This window comes from Streptomyces sp. NPDC006393 (assembly GCF_040628575.1).
GTDB lineage: Bacteria > Actinomycetota > Actinomycetes > Streptomycetales > Streptomycetaceae > Streptomyces.
On record NZ_JBEXZD010000037.1, the window covers coordinates 1 to 20,225 of the forward strand.

Below are 20,225 nucleotides of genomic sequence, written 5' to 3' on the forward strand. Positions count from 1 at the left end.
GGATGCGGCGGCGGCCGTCACGGACCATGTCCCGCAGGGTGTCGGTGAGATACGGCGCCCAGTTGCGGTTGCCCCAGTAGACCGGCAGTGGGGTCAGGCCTCGTCGCCGGCTCGGCCGTCCCGGAGACGGGCCAGCACCACCGGGTCGATCATGCCGGGAACCAGACGGTTCTCGAGGTTCTCCACCCCCGCCCACATCTCCAGTGAGGCGTGACCGCGGGCGGCGACCAGGTTCTGGACCTCCTCCTTGAGCTCGCCCGACAGGTCCAGCAGAGTGTCCGGGTCGGGCTTGCCGAACAACAGCTCGTGCACGTCCAGCAGGCGCCTCAACTCCGCGACGGGGTCGGCATGGTCGTCCACGCGCAGGTCGCAGGCGACATCGCTGCCGCCGCCGTACCCCGCGCCCGGAGCCACCACATACAGGGCCGCGCTCTGGCGGCCCCGGCGGTCACCGCCCGCGGAGTCGCCCGCCTCCAGCACCGCGACCAGCCGCCGGTGGAGCGTGACCCCCCGCGAGGAGAGCCAGGCCGACTTCATGGCCTCGATCACCTCCGGACCGGTGAGGATGTTGCCCTGGATCGCATAGCCGTCGCCTGCCGTCCCACCGGCCCAGTCCATGCACTCCTCACCCGTGTACGTCGCTCCGAGGCCATGGGAGCCCACGACACCCAGCTGACGGTGCGCGCGATCCCGGTCCGTGGCCACGAGACCCGCCACCACGTCGGTGGGCTGCACGCCCGTTCGCAGCAGCGCCAGTCCCTGCGGGCGATAGCGGAGGTTCGCCGCCGCCTGGGTGGCCACCGCCCCGGCCCCGGCCTCCGCCGCCGGTACCACGGCGCCGACCGCCAAGAACTTGCTCGCCACTGCGATCCCGAAGGCCTCACCGGACCGGGCCACGATCGAAAACGTCATGAGAAAGGACAGTAGAGCGGCCCGGGCAGCAGCACCAGGAGTTGGGGCGAGCGCATACCGCCCAACGGCGGTGCGCAGCACGGGGACTCGCCGTGGCCCGGTCGCCCGCCCTCTTGTCGTATTGGTCTGAACCTGACACGCTGCCCGCGCCACCTCCCGCGTCCCGTAGGCCGCATCTTCTCCGGAGGCACGTATGCGCCACAGACTCCGTCACCGTCTGCTCGTCGCGCTCGGGTTGCTCGGTGCCCTGCTCGTCCCGCACGCTGCTTCCGCCTCGGCCGCCGGCGGCACGCCGCCGCAGATCTACGGCGCCTGGCACTGCTCGAACGACGCCTGCGTCTGGGGCACCGTCCGCACCGTGGCCGAGTTCGGCGCGCAGAACCACTGGCTGATCGACCGCGGGGACGGCCGGCCCTCCGTCAACCTGGTCGTGCTCAGCTTCGTCGAGCCCCTCAAACTGCTGCACGGCACGACCGACGCGACCACGCTGAACGGCGTGCCCAGGGGCATGACCAAGGACATCGTGCAGTACTTCACCTCCCACGGGATCCGCGTGATGCTCTCCATCGGCGGCATCACCTACACGGACGCGTGGGACAGCGCGCTCGCCGAGAACCCCACCCTGCTCGGACAGCGGGCCGCTGCCCTGGCGAGCGATCTGGGCGTCGGCATCGAGATCGACTACGAGCAGAACAGCGGCCCGGACCTCACCGGCCTCCAGTCCTTCATCGGCGCCTACCGGGCCGTCCACCCCTACGACGCCACGGGGGCCGACCCGACGGCCCGCCTGACCATCGACGTCGCCGCCGGTGACCGGTGGCTGATCGACCTCGACCGCAAGGCCACCGCCGACTGGCTGCGCACGGACACCCCCGTGCTCGACTACGCCAACGCGATGGTGCCCGCCCGCCAGCCCTCGGCCGGCTCGGCGGTCGCCAACTGGCAGGAGCACGTCGACGGCAAGCCGACGTACTCGCCGCCCGTGCCGCCGCTGGCACCGGCCAAGTTCACCGGATCCGTCTACATCAGCGACCAGAGCAAGACGCTGCCCGAGTGCACGGACTTCGCCGACTCCCTGCAGAACTCCACCGGCTCCTTCACCCGGACCGTCGCCCCCAACGGCGCCGGCACCACCTCCGGCATGCTCGGCTACATGTTCTGGGCCGCCGAACGCCCCTCCACTCGCGGCACCGGCACGACCCCGCCCAACACCTGCGAAGGCGGCGTCGGCGCGGGCGCGACGGCCTACGACATCCCGCTCCCGATGCCGGCCCTGCGACAGAACTGAGACGAGAAGACACATCCCGCCATCGCCCCGCTCGCCGGCCGCCGCGACCAGCCTCGGCCCCCGCGAGCGGGGCTCGGTGCCGAACGGCCGACCGACCCGGAATGGGGCCGGGTGTGCGACGGAGGCTAACGCAGTGTCGCGGTGAAGCTCCGGCCGTAGGCGTGGCGCGTGGTGATGTCGAGGCGAGTGCCGCCGCGGGTCCGGCCGACCCTGACCCCGTCGTCCGCCGAGAGCGCCGTCATCGTCCGGCCGTGGACGGTGACGGACACCGTGTCCCGCTGCGTCGTCGGGTCGGACACCGCGACCCTGGTGGTGCCGTCGCGTGCCTCCTGGAGGATCACCGATGCCGGGCCGTCGGTCGAGAGCCGTTCGGCGTGGTGTGTGCCCGGTGCGAAGACATTGACGGCCACGATGCGCAGTCCCGCATGCCGCACGGCCTGCACCCGGGGGGTGTTGACCAGAACGGACACCGGTCCGTGGGCGTACGACCTCAACCGTCTTTCGGAGGCGTTCGGGACGAGGGCGTAGGCCATCGAGGTGGGCGGCGCGGTGGCCGCCTGCTCGACGGAGACGGAGAAGACCTGCTTGCTCACCAGGGTGTCGGGATTGGAGGCGCGGACGAGGCGGCGGCTGCGGGTGACCGTGTCGAGCGCGACGGTGGGCCGCTGCTCGTCCAGGAAGACGTATCCCACCGCGGTGCCTTGGCCGGCATCGGCGTAGCGCAGCCAGGCCAGCGGCGCCGTACCGGGGCCGGACCAGGCCCTGCCGTCCCGGAGTTCCCCGGTGAGGGTGATGGCGTCCGAGGGGCCGGCGATCCGGCTGTCGATGGTCGTCGTCACCGGGCGGCCGGCGGCGTCACCCACCCCCGCGGCGAGGACGACGATCTCGTCGTCGAACATGAACCACGACTTGGTGGCCTCGGCGTTGCGGTAGGCGACGAAGTCGTCGGGAAGGTCGCCGGCCTGCTTCGCGGCGTACGCGACGTCGTCGGCCTGGACGAGTCCGACCGCGCCGTACGCGCCGAGGCCGGCGCCGCCGGAGAAGGCGTTGGTGCCGCGGGGGAAGTACACGTAGATGTTCTGCGACTCGGAGGAGGAGGTGAATCCGCGTTCGGGGTTGTCGTACCACTGGGTGCCGTAGAGCTCGGGAATCGTCTTGCGGCTCTCCACCGGGGCGGTGACGCCGGCGAGGCGGTAGGGCGGGACGGCCGTGTAGTAGTCGACACCGAAGGCCTGGGTCTGGTCCTGGCCGGAGAGGTAGAGGTAGTGGGCGCCGTCGCCCTGGAACCACGGCATGAGGTTCTCGCCGCTCATGTACTCGTACTTGCTGATCCTCGTGGAACTGCGGGCCAGGGCGAAGGCGTAGCCGGGACGCCGGTGGACGGTCCTGTCCATCGCGTTGAACGCGACGTTGCGTTCGGCGGGGTTGAGGTCCCGCGCCGGGATCGAGGCGTCGGCGAGGAGGGCGGTGTAGCGGGCGATGCTCACCGGGGAGACGAAGCTCTTCGGGTCGAGGACGGCCTTCGACGTCTGCCGTATGTACTTGACGTAGCTCTTCAGGGCCGTGGCGCCGGCCCCGGTCGCACGGTCGGAGAGGTCGACGACGGCCTCGACGACGGAGGCGACGGAGTCGTACCCGGTGGCGGTCCTGGAGACCGCGCGGCCCTTGACGATCTCCATCATCCAGCCCTCGAAGATCAGCGGAGCGAAGCCGTCGGCCACCCACTCCCGCACGGTGTCGACGAGGCCGCCGATGTCCTGGGCGTAGCCCGTGCCGTCGAGGATCTTGAGGGTCTGCACGACGCGGGTCAGCAGTCCCGTGCCGTAGGAGCCGGTGTAGGCGACGGAGGCGTGCTGGATGAACGAACCGTCGGAGTAGAAGCCGTCGGTGACGCCGTGTCGGGGCTGGTACGGGTCGACCGTCGCGAACACGGTCAGCTGGTCGGTGATGGCCTTGCCGATGCGGGCGCCGTCGTCGAGCACGGCGCCTTGCAGGATCCGGTTCGTCGTGATGTCGGCCAGGTTGGCGCCGGTGTGGAAGCGGGAGTCGAGGTCGACGTCGCCGTCCTTGCCGTTGCGCAGATAGGCGTCCATGGAGGCGACGTAGGCGGCGGTGAGGTCGGGCCGGTGTTCCGCGAGCTGGTCCTTGAGCAGGACGAGGGTCTTGCTCACGTGGGAGGAGATGCCGATCTCCCAGGTGAACCAGTTGCCGTAGTAGCCCTTCGACTGGGTGCCGTAGTAGTCGTCGTACAGCCGGGCCAGGCCGTCGATGACCCTTCTCTGGACGGTCACGTTGTCGCGGAGACCGGAGGCCGTGCCGCCGGGCGTGCGGGTCGCGAGGGCGATCTCGTAGAGGTACTGGAACGACGTCGTCAGGTTCGTGTCACTCGTGCCGAGGGCAACGCCCTTGAAGAGCTCGCCCGGCCCGGCTCCGTCCATCGCGGTCAGCCGGGCCCGGGCGGTCGCGTCGATGGACGCGAGCTTGGGGCCCACCTCGGGCCGGGCGTTGGATTCCGCGGTGCCGGCGAACATCGCGACGACGTTGCCGATCAGTACGGCATGGTCGCCGGCCGCGTCGGTGACGGTCGCGTCCGGCCGGGGCACGGCCCATGCCTTCAGCGGCTGCGCCACCGCCAGCAGGGTCGCCGCGGGGAACACCGACAACAGAGCACGACGCGAGGGCTGCACGGGCACGCTCCAAGGTTCGGCCGGAAAGCGCTTGTCACATCCAAGCAACTGCGCGTCTCCGTGTCACTAGTGCCGCATCAGATGCGGGCGGCAGCGTCGCGGTACGTCTCAGGCGCACGGCCCGCGGTGAGTCCCCGGCCCCTGGTCACCGGTGGCTGCGGTGCGCCGTCTCGGGTCCGACGACGCGCAGCAGGTCGAGGGCCTCGGCGCTCGGGGTGCCGGGCGGGGGCGTGAAGACCAGCAGCCGCTGGTCCTCGGCCGGGCTGAGAAGCGCCTCGTAGTCGAACTCGATCAGCCCCACCTCCGGGTGCCGCACGCGCAGCCGGCTCTCCCGCCGGACGGCCACCTCGTGGCGGTCCCACAGCGCGGCGAACTCGTCGCTCGCCCGACGCAGCCGCGCGACGAGCGCCGTCGCCTCGGCGTCGCCGGGGCCGCGACGCGCCACCGCGGTGCGGAGGTCGGCGACGACCAGCCGGCCGCGCCGCTCATGCTCGTCCTCCGGGTACGCCTCGCGGACGAAGGGGTCGGTGAACCACCGCCACACCACGTTCCGGTCGGGCTCCTCCACGGTGCACACACAGCCGAACAGGGCTTCGGCCACCGCGTTCTGGGCCAGCAGATCGCCCAGGTCACCGAGGACCTGCGCGGGGGTGCGCGTCAGCTGGTCGAGGAGGTACAGCAGCCCGGGACGCACATGGCTCCCCGCCCTGCGGCCTTCCGGCGGGCGGTGCCCCGCCAGCACGAACAGGTGGTCGCGCTCGTCCTCGGTGAGCCGCAGCGCGCGTGCCAGGGCACCGAGCAGCTGGGTGGAGGGCTGCGGACCGCGTGCCTGCTCCAGGCGCATCAGGTAGTCGGCGGACATCCCGGCCAGCTGGGCCACCTCCTCGCGGCGCAGCCCGGGCGTCCGTCGCCGGGGCCCGCAGGCCAGCCCGACGTCGTACGGGCGCAGGCGCTCCCGCGACCGGCGAAGGAAGTCGGCGAGTTCACGGCGGTTCAGCGCGCTCGGCATGTCCCCATGATCCGGCATCGGCGGGCCATGAGGACCCGCGAACCCTGGGATCGCCGGTCCTAGGCAGAGCGGTCCGCTCCTCATCCGGGCCGGAGCAGCGCATCGTGGGCGCCGGAACACGAACCCCACCCTCTACGGAAAGAGGAACCATGCCTGTGGTGACCGTCGGCGGCGCTCGCATCCCCTACCGCCTGGAAGGCTCGGGTCCCGTCCTCGTGCTGGTGCACGGCTCCGGCAGGGGGTCGGTCACCTGGGAGTCGGCGCTCGGTCACTTCACCGGCCGGCACACCGTCGTCCTCCCGGATCTGTCCGGCAGCGAGGCGGCCGAGGACGACGGCGGCGAAGTGACCGTCGAACTCCTCGCCACCCAACTGGCCGCCGTACTGGCCGACCTGGGGCGCGGCCCGGTGGACGTCCTGGGCTACTCGCTCGGCGCACCCGTCGTCGCCCTGCTCGCCGCGCACCACCCGGAGCTGGTGCGCCGACTGATCACGCTCTCCGGGTGGTGCGGCCCGGAGGACCCGTACATCCGGAACGGCATCACCGTCTGGCGCTCGCTGGCCGGCAACCCGACGGCCTTCTCGCGCTACGCCATGCTGGCGGCCTTCAACCGCTCCTACCTCAACACCCTCGACCGCGAGGCCGTGGAGGAGCTGGCGACCGGCATGCCTCCGAGCGCCGACCTGCTGCGCCAGCTCGACGCCGTCCTGAAGGTGGACATCCGCGCCGCGCTGCCCCGCATCCAGGCCGCGACCCTGGTCATCGGGTGCGCACTGGACGCGTTGATCCCCGTCGAGCACTCGCGCGAGCTCGCGGCGGGCATCCCCGACAGCCGCTACGCCGAGCTGGAGTGCGGCCACGTGGCGCGGCTCGAGCGGCCGGCCGAGCTGGCCAAGCTCGTCGGGGAGTTCCTCGGCTGAGCCGGGCCCGCAGGCTCTGCGCTCGCGGTGGCGCGTCGGCCGCTTCTGCTAGCCGAGCTTGCGCAGCACCTCGGCGATGTTGGCCCGGTACGTCCCCAGCGCCCTCAGCCCGGCGGTGTACCGGTCGCGATGCCGTGCGATGTCCGCCGCCTGCTTCCGCGCCCGTACGGCGTGCCAGAGCTCGACCGTGTGGTGGCGGCGCTTGCAGATGACGTCCGCGACGGCGGTGTCCCGTTCCCGGCGCGTATGCCGGGTGTTGCCGTCGCTGCCCCGCTGCCAGGCGTCGTCGGCGTACGCCGCGGCAGGGTCGGGGTAGCGGGTGAATCCTTGCTCTGCCACACAGCGGGACCACGCGTCCCAGGCCGCACGGAGGCGCGGGTCGCGCTTGACCGCCTCGGCGACCTCGATCGCCCGGCTGCTCGCGTAGAGCCAGTCCCGCTCGAGGTCGATGCCACGCATCAGCCGCTGGTCCGCCTCGGCGTTGCAGTCCGGCCAGTCCGCGTACTCGGCGCTGGTCATCCGGCGTCCCTTCGGCCGGGGCGCCAGGGGCTTCGCCGGGTCCCAGCCGTAGCCCCAGCGGCGGGCCGTGCCGAGATCGAGGGCGCCGTAGTCGGTGGCGACCGCGGTGGCGACGACGGGGTCGCTGGGGTAGCGGGGGTCGAGCGGGAAGTCCGGATGGCCGCGTCCGGCCATGCACTGCCGGACCAGCAACGCCGATGCCCGCTGGGCTCGCTGGTAGTCCTGCGGCGTGTACGCGTAGCGGTCGGCCGGGAGGGGGCCGAGGTCCGACACCGAGGTGACGGCCCCCGGGGGTTGCGGTCCGGAGGCACAGATCGCCGCCAGCACCGCCACCGCGGCTGTGACACCCAGCCGCCATCCCCGCCTCGCCATGACCAGGGATGCTAGCGGGCGGCGAGCGCGCGGTCGGCCGCAGCCGTGATCGCAAGCCCCGGCTCCGGTCACCCATGGAGACAGAGACAGTGTCTACGGTCGCCTCCCGTGTGGGCCTGGTAGACACTGACCATCGACGTCAAGGGGACTGGGACCGTGGAGACATGAACGACCATCAGCACATGGACACATTCGACGCGCCCATCGACGACCGGTACTTCGAGGACTACACGGCGGGCGCGACATACGAGTACGGCAGCGTCGCCGTCACCCAGGAGGAGATCATCGGCTTCGCCTCCCAGTACGACCCTCAGTCCTTCCACGTCGATCCCGTCGCGGCGAAGGAGGGGCCGTTCGGCGGGCTGGTGGCCAGCGGGTGGCACACCGTCGCCCTGATGATGCAGCTGTTCGCCAGGCACTACCTGTCGACGGTCGCGAGTCTCGGCAGCCCCGGCGTGGATGAACTGCGCTGGCTCAAGCCCGTGCGCCCCGGCGACCGGCTCCGCCTGCGTCTGCACACCCTCGACACCCGGCTCTCCCGCTCCGACCCGCGACGCGGCATCGTGCGCACGCTCGCCGAACTCCTCGACCAGGGCGGCGAGCCGGTGCTGCGGGTCACGGTCGTGAACCTGCTGCGCACCCGCGGCGGCGCATGACCGGCGGGACGGCACAACTCCTCCTCGGCGGCATCGTGATGGTGGGCGCCTGTGTGCAGTGGCTGACCGGCATGGGCTTCGCACTCGTCGCCGTGCCCGCGCTCGTGCTGCTGCTCGGCCCGTCCCAGGGCGTCGCACTGGCCAACTGCGCGGCGGGTGCCATCAGTGCCGTCGGGCTCGCCGGCGGCTGGCGGCGAGTGCGGCTGACCGCGATGGCGCCGCTGGTCGCCGCGTCCGCGTGTGCCGTCCCCGCCGGGACATGGGTGGCCGCCCGACTTCCACACCCGGTCCTGTTCGTCGGCATGGGCCTCCTGGTGACCCTGGCCGTGCTGCTGGTGATGCGCGGCCTGCGCGTGTCCGCCCTGACCGGTACCCAAGGGGCGGTGGCCGCGGGCGCGGCGGGCGGATTCATGAACGCCTCGGCAGGACTGGGCGGCCCGCCGCTCTCCCTGTACGCGATGAACGCCGGCTGGACCGTCCACGAGTTCGTGCCGAACGCGCAGTTCTACGGCATCGTCGTGAACGTCTTCTCCATAGCGGCCAACGGCGTTCCGCGGCTGGGCTCGACGGGGTGGGTGACGGCCCTCGCCGCGATGGCGATGGGCGCGGTCGTCGGCAGAGTGCTCGCCGAGCGCGTCCCGGAGGGCCGGGCCCGGCAGCTCGTCCTGCTCCTCGCGCTGGCCGGCGGGCTGTCGAGCCTGGCCAAGGGGCTGGGACTGCTGTGAGCCCGGGTCCAAGTCTCTCAACTGCCGAGTATCGGCCGGATTCCAGTGCTGTCGCCGTCCACCCCGCGGCGATCAGGTGATCTGCGCCCTGCACCGGTTGGTCCTGCTTGCGCACCGGGACGCCCCACGCGTTCCGGTGCCACCATGGAAGGGCCCGGCGCACGGCCGAGGCAGGGGAGGGACAGGAGGGGGACGTATGGCGGACATCGCGGTGCTTGTGCACGGGGCCTGGCACAGCCCCTGGTGCTGGCACGAGGTCGTCGCCGAGCTGGAGCGGCAGGGGATCCGGTCCGTGCTCGTCGACCTGCCGAGCTGCCGGGCGGCGGGGCCCGAAGGCATGGCGGACATGCATGCCGACGCCGCCGAGATCCGCCGCGTCCTCGACGCCCACGACGACGTGGTCCTGGTCGCCCACTCCTACGGCGGCATTCCGGCCACCGAGGCGGCGGCCGGGCATCCGGCGGTCCGGCATCTCGTGTACGTCGCCGCGTACATCGCCGACGAGGGGGAGACCCTGCTCGGCTACGCGCTCCCCGACGCGGGCCCCGACGTCCTCGACCCGGCGAAGGACCTCGACATCGACCCCGCCTCCGGGACGATGAGGGTCAGGCCCGACCGGGCCCCGTTGCTGTTCTGTGGCGACATCGCCCCGGCCGCCGCCGACGAGGCCGTACGCCATCTGCGTCCCATGTCCGCCGCGGTCCTCGACCAGGCGCCGACCGCGATCGCCTGGCGCGGCCTGCCCTCGACGTACCTGCTGACCGGCCGCGACAACGCGACGCCCACCGTCGTCCAGCGTCGGCTGGCCCAACGTGCCGATCACATCGAGGAGTTGCCCGACTCCAGCCACTCCCCGTTCCTGTCCCACCCGAGGACGGTGGCCCGGACGATCGTGACAGCCGCCGGCCGGACCGCACCGCCCGGCTGACCGAGTCCGTGTGCGGCCTCGGTCTTGACGGCCCTTAACGGCGAGCGCCCGTTCAGAACCAGTGCAGGCAGTGCGGCGAGCGCTCGGCGCGGAAGAGCGCATCGGCGAGGGTGGCCACGCCCGGGCGGTGGGCCCGGATGTGTCCGGCACGCACGAGCGTGCTCGGTGCGGTGCCGCCGAGGTAGATCGAGCCCAGGTCGCTCACGTCCAGGGACAGGTCGGGCTCCCGGTCCGTCGGGACGCAGCCGGCCTTGCCGTCCCGGACGGTCAGCAGGTAGCGGCCGTGCTCGCCGAGGAACGGGTCGTCGACGTCGAGGACGAGCTCGCCGTCCGCGAACCAGCCGCGCGCGGTCAGCGCACGCGGGACGTCCAGCAGCCGCACCCAGAGCCAGTCGGTGTCGCCGCTCACCTGGCCGGCGCGGAAGTCCGCAAGCTGCCAGCGCAGCGGGTGCTGGGGCGGGAAGTGCTTGAACACGACCTCGGTGACCAGGTCGTGTCCGAGCACGAACCCGGCCAGGGCCGTGAAGACGGCGTCGTCGGCGGCGATGGTCTCGTCGACCGTCAAGGTGGAGGGTTCGCCGACCGAGTAGCTGGCGTACCCGTCCGGGACGCCGTCGGCGTCACGGTGGACGGCGACGTAGCGCGGCGCCGGCGATATCGGGGGCTGCCCCGCACCCGAGGCCCACCAGCCATGCGGCCGGGACAGCGCTCCGGGCTGTGCGCGGCGGTACCGGTCGTAGACCTCTTCCAGGATCTCGCCGCACTCGGCACGCCGCAGGACCTCGACCGTGCCGGTGTCCGTGCCGGTGTCCGTGTCCGAACCGGTCGCCGGGCCGTCGGCCGTGGCGCGTGCCCGGGGGAGAGCCAGGGCGCCCTGGTGGCGCGGCACCGTCAGCCGCTGCGTGTAGGTCGCCGGTCCGTAGCCGAACCTGCGGTAGATCAGGGCCTCCGAGGCCAGCAGGACGGAGAGGAACTCCCCTCGCGCCCGCAGCTCCGTGAGCTGATGCAGCATCATCGCGCTGAGCACGCCGCGGCGCCGGTGCGAGGGCAGGACGCCGACGGCGGTCACCCCGCTCGCCGGGACGAGGGTCTCACCGGGCAGGGTGAGCTCGAAGGAGTACGCACCCGCGGTGCCGACGGGCCGCCCGTCCGCCGCCACGGCGAGCAGGTTGCGTTCCATCTCGAGCGCCGACCACCACACTCCGCCGCCACCCTCGGCCGGGGTTTCCGGGAAACGCCCGAACGCGGCGTGGAGTGTGTCGACGAAGACGCCGAGATCCTGGTCGGTCGTGGGACGGATCTCCATTGCTGCCGCTGCCTCCCCGGGATACCGACACCACGGCTCGTGGTGTCCCGCCACAGTGGAGCGTTGTTCCGTGACCAGGTCAAGCGAATTGATCTTTGCCGAGGCCGAGGCCGGGGCCGGGGCCGGGGCCGAGACCGAGACCGAGACCGAGGCCGAGGCCGCGGCCCCGGCTCCGCCCGGTCCCAGTGGGTCCCGGGGAGTTGCGGTCGTCGGGCTCGGCGGCGGTGCTCCCCGCCGCCGCCCGCACCGGCGGAACAGGCGTCGGCCGGACGGACACTCCTCGGGGAGCCGCTCGCCGCGAGTCGACTCGCCCGGTCTAGCGTTCGATGCTGCCCAGCGCCGTCAGCAGCCGGTCGATGTCGTCGGCGCAGGTGTAGGGCGCCAGGCCCACCCGCACCGCGCCCTCGCTCCCGAGCCCGAGCCGTCGGGAGGCCTCCAGTGCGTAGAAGGATCCGGCCGGTGCGGCGACGTCGTGCGCCGCCAGGTGCCGGGAGACATCGGCCGAGCTGCGGCCCCGCACGGTGAACAGCTGCGTCGGGGTGCGCCGCGCGGCCCGGGAGTACACGGTGATCCCGCCCAGGTCCGCAAGCCCTCGCTCCAGGCGCGCACGCAAAGCTTCCTCGTGGGACTCGATCACGGTGAACGCCGCCAGCAGTCGTTCCCGGCGGGTGCCGGCCGCCTCCGGCGCCAGGCCGGCGAGGAAGTCCACGGCGGCCTGTGCACCGGCCAGCAACTCGTACGGCAGCGTGCCCAGCTCGAAGCGCTCCGGGACGTCGTCGGTGGACGGCATCAGCTTGTCGGGCCGCAGTGTCTCCAGCAGCGCGGGCCGGCTCGCCAGCACACCCAGGTGCGGACCCATGAACTTGTACGGTGAACAGACCAGCGTGTCGGCACCGAGGCCGGCCAGATCGACGGCGGCGTGCGCGGCGTAGTGCACCGCGTCGACATGGAGCAGCGCACCGGCCTGGTGCGCCAGTTCGGCGATGGCGGGCACGTCCGGCCGGGTCCCGATGAGGTTCGACGCCGCGGTGACGGCGACCAGCCGGGTCCGTGGCGACAGCACCGAGGCCACCTGCCCGGGGTGCAACTCGCCCGTCTCCGGGTCGAAGTCCGCCCAGCGGACCGTGGCGCCGACCGCCTCCGCCGCCTGTATCCAGGGACGTATGTTCGCGTCGTGGTCGAGCCGCGTGACCACCACCTCGTCGCCCGGGGCCCAGCCCTTGGCGAGCGCGCGCGACAGATCGTAGGTGAGCTGGGTGGCGCTGCGGCCGAACACGACGCCCCGCGGCTCGACACCGAGCAGGTCGGCCAGGGCGAGCCGGGCGCCGGTGACGATGGCTTCCGCGTTGCGCTCGCCCTCGTTGGTCCGCCCCCTGTTGGCCAGCGGGCTCGCCAGCGCGTCGGCGATCGCGTCGATGACCGGCTGGGGCGTCTGGGTGCCTCCGGGCGCGTCGAAGCGTGCGGAGTGGGACTTCAGGGCGGGGATCCGCGCGCGGACAGCGTCGACATCGAGGGCCATGTGGACTCCGGAAGGAAGCGGTGGCAGCAGAAAGGAGAGGCGGTCCGACCGGCCACACGCCTGACCGTGCCGGGGCCTCGCGTCGCATCATCGCAGCACCGGAGAGGCGGCGCGCACGGGCCCGGCGCGACCGCCGCGCGACGACCGCCGTGCGACGGCCTCTGTGAGTCGACTCCTGTGACGTCGACTCCTGTGACGTCGACTTCTGTGACGTCGACTTCCATGAGAACGACCTCTGTGACGTGGACGGGTCCGGTGGGACGATGGCCGGGCAGACTCGTCTGCGGTCGGTTCGACCTTCCCTGGAGCACCGATGAACAACCCGCTCCTGTTCCGGATCGGCGTCGCGACGATCGCCGTCCTGGCGATGACCGGCTGCGGTGGCTCTGGCGGGTCCCCGACCGTGTCGGGACCGCCGCCCACCGCGCCGGGGACATCCGCGCCGCCGCTGTCGCACACAGTCACGCCCCCGCGCTCGCCGGCACCGTCGGCGGACGCTCCGGCAGGCACCCGTCCGCCGACCGCGCAGGCGCCGCTCGGAACGCCGCCGCTCGGCTCGTGGAGCCTGCGGCCGATGTGGCCGTTCGCCACACTCGCCCAGGCCCAGGCGTGGCAGCGTGCCTACCGTTCCGGCGGCCACCAGCCCTGGCATCTCGACCCGGAGCAGACCGCCCTCTCCTTCACCCGCGGCTACCTGGGCTTCGAGGAGATCGGTCGGGTCTCCTCGCGCACGGTCAGCGGTCGGCACGCCCGCGTCGGCGTCGCACGGACGGGGTCCGGGGGCGGTACGGCGGCGGTCCTTCACCTGGTGCGGTACGGCACCGGCCCGGACGCCCCGTGGGAGGTCGTGGGCAGCGACGACACGACGTTCTCCCTGACCACGCCCGCGTACGGCTCGCCGGTGCGCTCCCCGATGGTCACCGGCGGGCGGATCACCGGAGTGGACGAGAACATCCGCGTCCAGGTGCGCCAGCCCTCGTCGGCGGCGCCGTTGGGCACCTCCCCGTGCTGTACTCCGGCCGGCGGCGCCGACGGGCGGTGGAGCGTGCCGGTGTCCTTCTCGGGCGCCCGTGACCCGGTGCTCACGGTGGTCGCGGTCACCGGCGGGCACGTCGCCGACGTCGAACGCTTCACCATCACGGCGGTACGCAGCCGCTGACCACCGGCAACGTCTTCCCTGGGCAGCGTCACCGCCTGGGAGTCCGATGAGCGGGCCCGGCCTGATCCCGGTGTCCGATATTTACCGATATGGTACGTTCCATGCTCTGGACTGGGTGGATGCGGCTCCCTCGCCCTCTCCGCAGGCGGTGGGACGCCGCCCTGCTCTCGCCGGTGATCTTCACCGTGGTCGTCACCAGCCTGGCGTTCGCCACGCCGAGAAAGATCTCTTTCAGCCGCCTCTTGACCGCCGCGCCCGCCCTCGCCGCCGCTACCTGGCCGCTGCTTCCCACGATTCTGCTGGGAGGGGTCTGCGTCCTGATCATGATCGGGTTGAGCCTCGTCTACCCCGATCTGGGCACCTGGTTCACCGTCGGTGCCATCGCCGCGGTCACCGCGGCCGCCGCATACGCGTGCCGTGTCCGGATCCAGCGCGAACAGGCTTTCGTCCAGCTCCGCCTCGTCGCCGACGCGGCCGAGAAGGTCGTCTTGCGCCCCCTGCCGCGCCGGGTCGGCAGCGTCGAGGTCGAGTCGATGTACCTCGCGGCCGCCGCACAGGCCCACATCGGCGGGGACTTCTATGAGGCCCTCGCCACTCCTTACGGCGTGCGCCTGATCCTCGGCGATGTGCGGGGCAAGGGCCTGCCGGCAGTAGGAGCGGCTGCGGCGGTGGTCAACTGTTTCCGGGAAGCCGCGTACGACGAGCCGAGCCTGGAGGGGATCGCCCGCCGCCTGGACGCCAGCAGCACCCGCCACAGCTGTACGTTCCCCACCGATGATTCACTGGAGCAGTTCATCACCGTGGTGCTCGCCGAGTTCCCGCATCAGGGCGGCCACGTCAAGCTCCTCAACTGCGGGCACCCTCCACCACTGCTCCTGCACCACGGCAAGGTCCTCGTCCTGGACCCCACCGCTGCCTCGCCGGGCCTCAACCTCGCGGCACTCCTCGGTCCCTGCTACACCACTGACACGATCACCTGCGCCCCCGGTGACCAGCTGCTCTTCTACACCGACGGTGTCATCGAGAGCCGGAATCCCACAGGCGAATACTTTTCACTGCAGGACTGGATGCGCCGGCAGAACGCGGCCGGGCCCAAGGCACTGCTCGACAGGCTCTATCGGGATCTCCTCCAGCACAGTGGCGGGGGACTCGACGACGACGTGGCGGCTCTGGCCGTACGCCTCTCCGAGGAGCCAACGGCTTCCTGACACCCGACAGCCCGTGTGAAGGCCGCCCTGGTCGCTCCGCGAGGGGAACCGGTCGGCAAGGACGGCGGCCTCGGCCCAGGATCGCACCGTTAGCCTGGTGCTTCCTGACGGCTCGGGCGGAGGGCGGGTGCAGATGACAGAGACCGATCCACACATCCATGTCGAGCAGAGGGTGATCGAGGCCGGAGCCGCCGTCCGCAACATGATCGCGTCGACGTTGGGCCGCGCGGGCGACGCACCGGCCGTCGTCAGCACCGGCTGCGGACGTCAGGTGCCCTACGCCATGACCTCCCCCCACCCCGAAAAGGTCACCTGTCTGGCATGCCGGGAACACGCACACCGGCAGTATCTGCGCTCTGCCGACCAGATCGAGCGTCTGAGCCGGATGCCCGGCGTGAACATCACCAGCGACCAGGCGGCCAAGTCCGCGGAGTGGCACCGGGACCTGGCGAGGAGGTTCTCCGGCTGATGAGCAGTCGCCCTCAGGGTGCGATGGTGACAAGGGCCGTTCCGTTCCCGGGACGGTTGTCGGAGGGCGAGTCTCTCAGCTGTACCTGGCCGGTGCCGGGTTCGTTCAGACGCAGAGTGAAGTCGAGGGTGCGCGTCTCGCCCTCGGGCATCGCGGCCAGGTCGCAGGTGTACGTGTCACGCTGCTGCGCGTCGAAGGCGTGCTCGCAGAGCGGCTCGTCGACATCGACGTCGATCGCCCGCATCGGCTGCTTCACCACCATGGAGCCGAGGGGGACGGTGAACACCATGCGCACCACCGTGCCAGGACCCAGCTCACCGGGCCCGTTGTTGCGGGCGCCGATGCTGATCCGCTGCTCGGTGCCGAGCTTGCCGCGCACCGTGGCGCCGATCGCGGCGAAGTCGGTGCCCAGACCCAGCCCGACGTTCGTCCACGCCACGTGTGCGCCGCTGAACGCGCCCTGACCGGCGGGCGGCCGGGAGGCGGTGTGAGGAGTCAGCTCGTCGCCGTCGCCCAGGTCCCCTTGTGTCGGCCAGCCGTCGTCCGGCCATGGTCCCGTCACCAGCGGCCACACCGACTCGCGGACCATGGAGGACACCTGCTTCGCGGGCGCGTCGAACTCCAGTGCCGGCGTGAACGTCACCGTCTCACCGGGGCCGACACGCAGATCCGGGAAGCGGCACACCGCCACACGGCCCTTGTGGAAGTCCATGTAGCGGCAGTTGCGGTACCGCTGCCGGGGAGCCATCGCCTGGGCGTCGATCCCGAAGCCGACGCCCTGTACGGCGACCTCGCCGGTATTGCGGATGGTCAGTGGAAACGTCACCCGGCCGCCTGGGGCGGCCGTCACGTTCTCGCGGTGCCACAGTTCCAGCACCGGCTCGCCGACGACCACGCGTGTGCCGGCCGTACGTACGGTTCCGTCGGCCGTGGTGAGCCGGTAGTGGATCAGGCCGGTGTCGCCGGCCTTGCTGCCCTCGGCCGCGATCGGGGTCACCTCGTCCGCGAGGTGCAGGGGGCCGGGGTCCGGGCCCGGCCCGATCGAGCAGGTGACACTGGCCGTGTCGCCCGTACAGTACGAGCTCTTGCGCCTCTTGAGGCGGACGACCTTGTCCGCCCCTCGCGCGTCGATGGTGAGTGTTGCCGACGGCCGTTCCGGCGGCGTCCGCTCACCGCCCGGCTGACGCACCCCGTCGACCTCGACCTTGAAGCCGACCTTGTCGGCCTGACCGGCCCGGTCACCGGGCGGACGGAGGTAGTAGACCTTCGGCACGGTCAACTCCACCCCGTGCCCCGCGCCCGGCTCGCCCGGCCCGCACGCGCCACCGCCCAGCAGCACTCCGAGCACCACGGGCACGACAGCCACATGTCGCGACAGCCGCCGCATCCTGCGGGGCGACGACTGCGCGGCGTGGGCCACGACGCGCCTTCTGGAACCGTCGGACGTCATGGTCGGCCATTGTCGACCGTGCCCACGATCAAGACAATCTCGAACTCGCGGCCAACTCGCCAAGGGGCGGACCGTGCCCGTGCCCAAGGCCGGTGATCCGGCCGGTGGAGCGGCGGGCGGTGGCGAGCCCCGGGCCGGGGCCGGCGCCGGCGCGAGCGAACGGGTCGAGGTGCGTCCTTGGCGGGAGAGCGAACGCTGGCGCGATGAGGTGCCGGCCCTGTGGAAGGTGACGGTCAGGGCTTGAGGAGGGTCTTGATGGCGCGGCGTTCGTCCATGGCCTTGTAGCCCTCGGCGACCTGTTCGAGGGGGAGGGTGAGGTCGAAGACCCTGCCGGGATCGATCCGGCCCGTCAGGACGCGGTCGATGAGATCGGGCAGGTAGCGGCGCACGGGGGCGGGGCCGCCGCGCAGGCCGACGTGGGAGAAGAACAGTTCCTGGCCGTCGATGGCGACCTCGTGGGGGACGCCGACGAAACCGACGTTGCCGCCGGGGCGGGCGGAGCGCAGGGCCTGCCGCATGGCCTGCGCGGTGCCGACGCACTCCAGGACGGAGTCGGCGCCGATACCGCCGGTCATCTCCTTGATCCGCGCCACGCCCTCCTCGCCGCGTTCGGTGACGATGTCGGTGGCGCCGAACGCGCGGGCGAGTTTCTGCCTCGGCTCGTGTCGGCTCATCGCGATGATCCGCTCCGCGCCCATCTCCCGGGCGGCGATCACCCCGCACAGGCCGACCGCGCCGTCACCGACCACCACGGCGGTGGAGCCGGGCCGCACGTCGGCGGCGTCGGCGGCGTACCAGCCGGTGCCCATCACATCGGAGACGGCCAGCAGACCGGGCCAGAACTCCTCGCCGGGCACCTGGTCGGTGGCGACGAGGGTGCCCTGGGCGTGGGGGATGCGCACGTACTCGGCCTGGCAGGTGCTCATGAACTCCCGGTGCAGACAGTTGGACTGCCAGCCGTTGCGGCAGTTCGCGCAGGTGTTGTCGGAGGTGGCGAAGGAGCCGACGACGAACTGGCCCGGTTTGATCCCGGTGACCTCGGGCCCGACCTCCTCCACCACACCGACGTACTCGTGGCCCATCGGGTGCGCGTCGCCGACCGGCTCCAGGCCGCGGTAGGACCACAGGTCGGAGCCGCAGACACAGGTCACGGCGGTACGGATGATCGCGTCGGTCGGGTGGAGGATTCCGGGGTCGTCGAGCGTCTCGAAGCGCACATCACCGGGGGCGTGGATCACTGCTCCGCGCATGAGAGGTCGTTCCTTACATACAGAGAGGGTCGGGACATATGGGCAGGGCCCCGCCGTGCGTGCCCGCGCGGCGGTGCGGGGGGCCCGCAGTGGCCGGGGTGGCCTGCGTGGCCGGGGTGGCCGAGGTGCCACCTCTTCCAGACAACCGCTCATCCGCGCGGGCAGCGAGTCACCAGCAAGGGGTGTACCGGCAGTACACCCCTCCCGCGTCCTGCGGGGCCGACACCACGGTGATCACTGTCGGCCGCAGCCACTCCCGGCCGCCGGCTCTTCCACGGAACCACCCCTTGTCCGGCACGCGGTTGGCCCGAGAGCCGGGACGACGACGGAGTCCGTCAGCGGTGCAGCGCATCGGGCCGGGTCAGTCGCCTCGGATGCGGGCATGCAGATGCATGTCGTGCCGGCCGTCGTCATGCACGGCGGCGCTGCGCTTGGTGCCTTCCAGGAGGTAGCCGGACTTGGTGGCGACTCTGCACGAGGCGTGGTTGCGGGTCGAGTGGTCGAGCTCCAGCCGATGGAATCCGATCTCGTCCAGGGCCCAGGCGGTGAGCGCGGACAGGCCGCACGAGGCCACACCGGCGCCACGGGCGGCCGGGAGCACCCAGTAGGCCACGTCGGCTGTGCCGTCGTCGAAGTCCAGACCGCGTAGCGCGATCCGGCCGAGTACCTCGACGCCCTCGCGGGTGATCGCCCAGTGGCCGCCTCTCTCGTGTTTCCAGTCCTGGCGATATGTGTCGAACCAGTCCCGGACCTGGAGATCGGTGGTGGGCCGGCGCGTGTGCCAGCGCCGGATTTCGTCGTCCTGGTAAGCGGACAGGAACGCTGGTGCGTCGGCTTCCTGCCAGGGGCGCAGCAGCAAGCCCCCGGCGGCGGGGAGCACGGGCTGGGGGGAGCCACCGAGCAGGCCGGAGGCGATGACGGGCGGCGTCGACACAGCGCGAGTCATGGAGCATGATCGCCCGACGCTGACCGCACGCGTCAACAACAGCCGTTGTCGGCGCGTCACGGCACGTGAGTCGAGCCCGCTCGGTGACGACGCCCCTGGCCTGAGTCCCCTAGGCCGGGCCAGGGGCGGAGGCGGCGGCCAGGAAGAACGGGATGGCGATGAGGAGGCGACCGGACTCGGCGCGTCGGCGCTGCTCGGCGAGCCACTGGTCGGCCTGGTCACGGCTCACGGCGCCGCTCGTGCAGGCCGGCTCGGCGAGCCTGGTGAGCAGCGACAGCATCGCGGGCTCGGTGAACACGATGGTGTGCGCCTCGACCGTGACGTCCTCGAAGCCGCCGTCCAGGAGCAGGTTGCGGTACTGGCGGGCGGCGCGAGGCGCGCCCAGCAGCTCGGCGCGGGCGTGCACGATCGTCCGGGTGAGGGCCGCGTCATCGGAGTCGATCACGAACGCGTCCCAGTCCTGCCCGACCAGGACGATCCTGCCGCCCGGACGGAGGACGCGCCGCGCTTCCACCAGCGCGCTCGCCGGCTCCGGAAGTATGTGCAGGACCTTGTCGGCACGGTAGCCCTGCACACTTCGGTCGGCGAACGGCAGGTCCTCCGCGCCCGCCTCCCGGAACTCGGCCGCCGACCACCGCTCCCGGGCCGCGGACAGCATCCACGGGTCGGGGTCCACGCCCACCGCTCGGACCCCGCGTTCGGCCAGCTCGGCGACGGCGCGTCCGGCGCCGCAGCCCACGTCCACGACGGTCGAGTCCGGGACGAGGGAGAGCAGTTCGTAGGAGCGAGCGCGCAGCCTGGAGGCGCTCGGCATCCGGTCCGCCGCATCGAGGAGGGACAACAGGGCCTTGGTGTCGCGGTGCTCTTCCACCGCTTCCTGTTTCTTGGACATGGACGCCAGG

General features: G+C 71.9%; 19 protein-coding genes. 9 read left to right on the top strand and 10 right to left on the bottom strand.

Going from position 1 to position 20,225, the window contains the following annotated elements:
- Positions 1-93: 93 nt before the first annotated feature.
- A complete protein-coding gene (locus ABZ484_RS17545) occupies positions 94-912 on the bottom strand; it encodes a DUF1028 domain-containing protein (RefSeq protein WP_358866771.1) in 819 nt (272 codons plus the stop codon).
- 193 nt (positions 913-1,105) lie between these two features.
- Here ABZ484_RS17545 and ABZ484_RS17550 point away from each other — a divergent pair, with 193 nt between their 5' ends.
- Positions 1,106-2,200 carry a hypothetical protein gene (locus ABZ484_RS17550; protein WP_358866772.1) on the top strand — a complete coding sequence of 365 codons (1,095 nt, stop codon included), beginning with the start codon at positions 1,106-1,108 and terminating at the stop codon, positions 2,198-2,200.
- Between the two features lie 125 nt (positions 2,201-2,325).
- Here the strand turns inward: ABZ484_RS17550 and ABZ484_RS17555 are convergent, their stop codons facing one another.
- Both ABZ484_RS17555 and ABZ484_RS17560 read right to left on the bottom strand, forming a co-directional pair.
- On the bottom strand, positions 2,326-4,887 hold the full coding sequence (locus ABZ484_RS17555; RefSeq protein ID WP_358866836.1) for a polysaccharide lyase family 8 super-sandwich domain-containing protein: 2,562 nt from the start codon (positions 4,885-4,887) through the stop codon (positions 2,326-2,328).
- 145 nt (positions 4,888-5,032) lie between these two features.
- Complete coding sequence (locus ABZ484_RS17560; RefSeq protein WP_358866773.1) at positions 5,033-5,896, bottom strand: helix-turn-helix transcriptional regulator; 864 nt, start codon at positions 5,894-5,896, stop codon at positions 5,033-5,035.
- Positions 5,897-6,045: 149 nt separating this feature from the next.
- Between ABZ484_RS17560 and ABZ484_RS17565 the strand changes: the two genes are divergently transcribed.
- The gene (locus ABZ484_RS17565) at positions 6,046-6,816 is read left to right on the top strand and encodes an alpha/beta hydrolase (protein WP_358866774.1); all 771 of its coding nucleotides are present in this window, start codon (positions 6,046-6,048) and stop codon (positions 6,814-6,816) included.
- A gap of 48 nt (positions 6,817-6,864) precedes the next feature.
- On the opposite strand, the gene ABZ484_RS17570 is transcribed toward ABZ484_RS17565, so the two are convergent.
- Positions 6,865-7,707: a hypothetical protein gene (locus ABZ484_RS17570; RefSeq protein WP_358866775.1), complete on the bottom strand. Its 843-nt coding sequence runs from the start codon at positions 7,705-7,707 to the stop codon at positions 6,865-6,867.
- 182 nt (positions 7,708-7,889) lie between these two features.
- Here ABZ484_RS17570 and ABZ484_RS17575 point away from each other — a divergent pair, with 182 nt between their 5' ends.
- The 3 genes from ABZ484_RS17575 to ABZ484_RS17585 all read left to right on the top strand — a co-directional run bounded on the left by ABZ484_RS17575 (position 7,890) and on the right by ABZ484_RS17585 (position 10,016).
- Positions 7,890-8,363, top strand: coding sequence for a MaoC family dehydratase (locus tag ABZ484_RS17575; RefSeq protein WP_358866776.1), 474 nt, complete (start codon positions 7,890-7,892; stop codon positions 8,361-8,363).
- Positions 8,360-9,088 carry a sulfite exporter TauE/SafE family protein gene (locus ABZ484_RS17580; protein ID WP_358866777.1) on the top strand — a complete coding sequence of 243 codons (729 nt, stop codon included), beginning with the start codon at positions 8,360-8,362 and terminating at the stop codon, positions 9,086-9,088. Before ABZ484_RS17575 ends, ABZ484_RS17580 begins: the two co-directional genes overlap by 4 nt.
- 196 nt (positions 9,089-9,284) lie before the next feature.
- Positions 9,285-10,016 carry an alpha/beta hydrolase gene (locus tag ABZ484_RS17585; RefSeq protein ID WP_358866778.1) on the top strand — a complete coding sequence of 244 codons (732 nt, stop codon included), beginning with the start codon at positions 9,285-9,287 and terminating at the stop codon, positions 10,014-10,016.
- 52 nt (positions 10,017-10,068) lie between these two features.
- Here the strand turns inward: ABZ484_RS17585 and ABZ484_RS17590 are convergent, their stop codons facing one another.
- Both ABZ484_RS17590 and ABZ484_RS17595 read right to left on the bottom strand, forming a co-directional pair.
- Entirely contained in the window at positions 10,069-11,322 is a 1,254-nt protein-coding gene (locus tag ABZ484_RS17590; RefSeq protein WP_358866779.1) for a GNAT family N-acetyltransferase, read from the bottom strand.
- Positions 11,323-11,638: 316 nt separating this feature from the next.
- Positions 11,639-12,841, bottom strand: a complete 1,203-nt coding sequence (locus ABZ484_RS17595) for a cysteine desulfurase-like protein (protein WP_358866780.1) — start codon at positions 12,839-12,841, stop codon at positions 11,639-11,641.
- A 313-nt stretch (positions 12,842-13,154) separates the two neighbouring features.
- Between ABZ484_RS17595 and ABZ484_RS17600 the strand changes: the two genes are divergently transcribed.
- From ABZ484_RS17600 to ABZ484_RS17610, 3 genes are all read left to right on the top strand, one after another.
- Positions 13,155-14,000, top strand: coding sequence for a hypothetical protein (locus ABZ484_RS17600; RefSeq protein ID WP_358866781.1), 846 nt, complete (start codon positions 13,155-13,157; stop codon positions 13,998-14,000).
- 101 nt (positions 14,001-14,101) lie between these two features.
- On the top strand, positions 14,102-15,208 hold the full coding sequence (locus ABZ484_RS17605) for a PP2C family protein-serine/threonine phosphatase (RefSeq protein WP_358866782.1): 1,107 nt from the start codon (positions 14,102-14,104) through the stop codon (positions 15,206-15,208).
- 133 nt (positions 15,209-15,341) lie between these two features.
- Positions 15,342-15,677, top strand: a complete 336-nt coding sequence (locus ABZ484_RS17610) for a hypothetical protein (protein ID WP_358866783.1) — start codon at positions 15,342-15,344, stop codon at positions 15,675-15,677.
- A 13-nt stretch (positions 15,678-15,690) separates the two neighbouring features.
- On the opposite strand, the gene ABZ484_RS17615 is transcribed toward ABZ484_RS17610, so the two are convergent.
- Positions 15,691-17,127, bottom strand: a complete 1,437-nt coding sequence (locus tag ABZ484_RS17615; RefSeq protein WP_358866784.1) for a hypothetical protein — start codon at positions 17,125-17,127, stop codon at positions 15,691-15,693.
- A gap of 73 nt (positions 17,128-17,200) precedes the next feature.
- On the opposite strand from ABZ484_RS17615, the gene ABZ484_RS17620 reads away from it, so the two are divergent.
- The gene (locus ABZ484_RS17620; RefSeq protein ID WP_358866785.1) at positions 17,201-17,371 is read left to right on the top strand and encodes a hypothetical protein; all 171 of its coding nucleotides are present in this window, start codon (positions 17,201-17,203) and stop codon (positions 17,369-17,371) included.
- On the opposite strand, the gene ABZ484_RS17625 is transcribed toward ABZ484_RS17620, so the two are convergent.
- From ABZ484_RS17625 to ABZ484_RS17635, 3 genes are all read right to left on the bottom strand, one after another.
- Positions 17,361-18,377: a zinc-dependent alcohol dehydrogenase family protein gene (locus tag ABZ484_RS17625; RefSeq protein ID WP_358866786.1), complete on the bottom strand. Its 1,017-nt coding sequence runs from the start codon at positions 18,375-18,377 to the stop codon at positions 17,361-17,363. The two genes, ABZ484_RS17620 and ABZ484_RS17625, sit on opposite strands and share 11 nt — an antisense overlap.
- Positions 18,378-18,738: 361 nt before the next feature.
- On the bottom strand, positions 18,739-19,323 hold the full coding sequence (locus ABZ484_RS17630) for a GNAT family N-acetyltransferase (RefSeq protein WP_358866787.1): 585 nt from the start codon (positions 19,321-19,323) through the stop codon (positions 18,739-18,741).
- A 109-nt stretch (positions 19,324-19,432) separates the two neighbouring features.
- Complete coding sequence (locus ABZ484_RS17635; protein WP_358866788.1) at positions 19,433-20,215, bottom strand: methyltransferase domain-containing protein; 783 nt, start codon at positions 20,213-20,215, stop codon at positions 19,433-19,435.
- Positions 20,216-20,225: the final 10 nt, after the last annotated feature.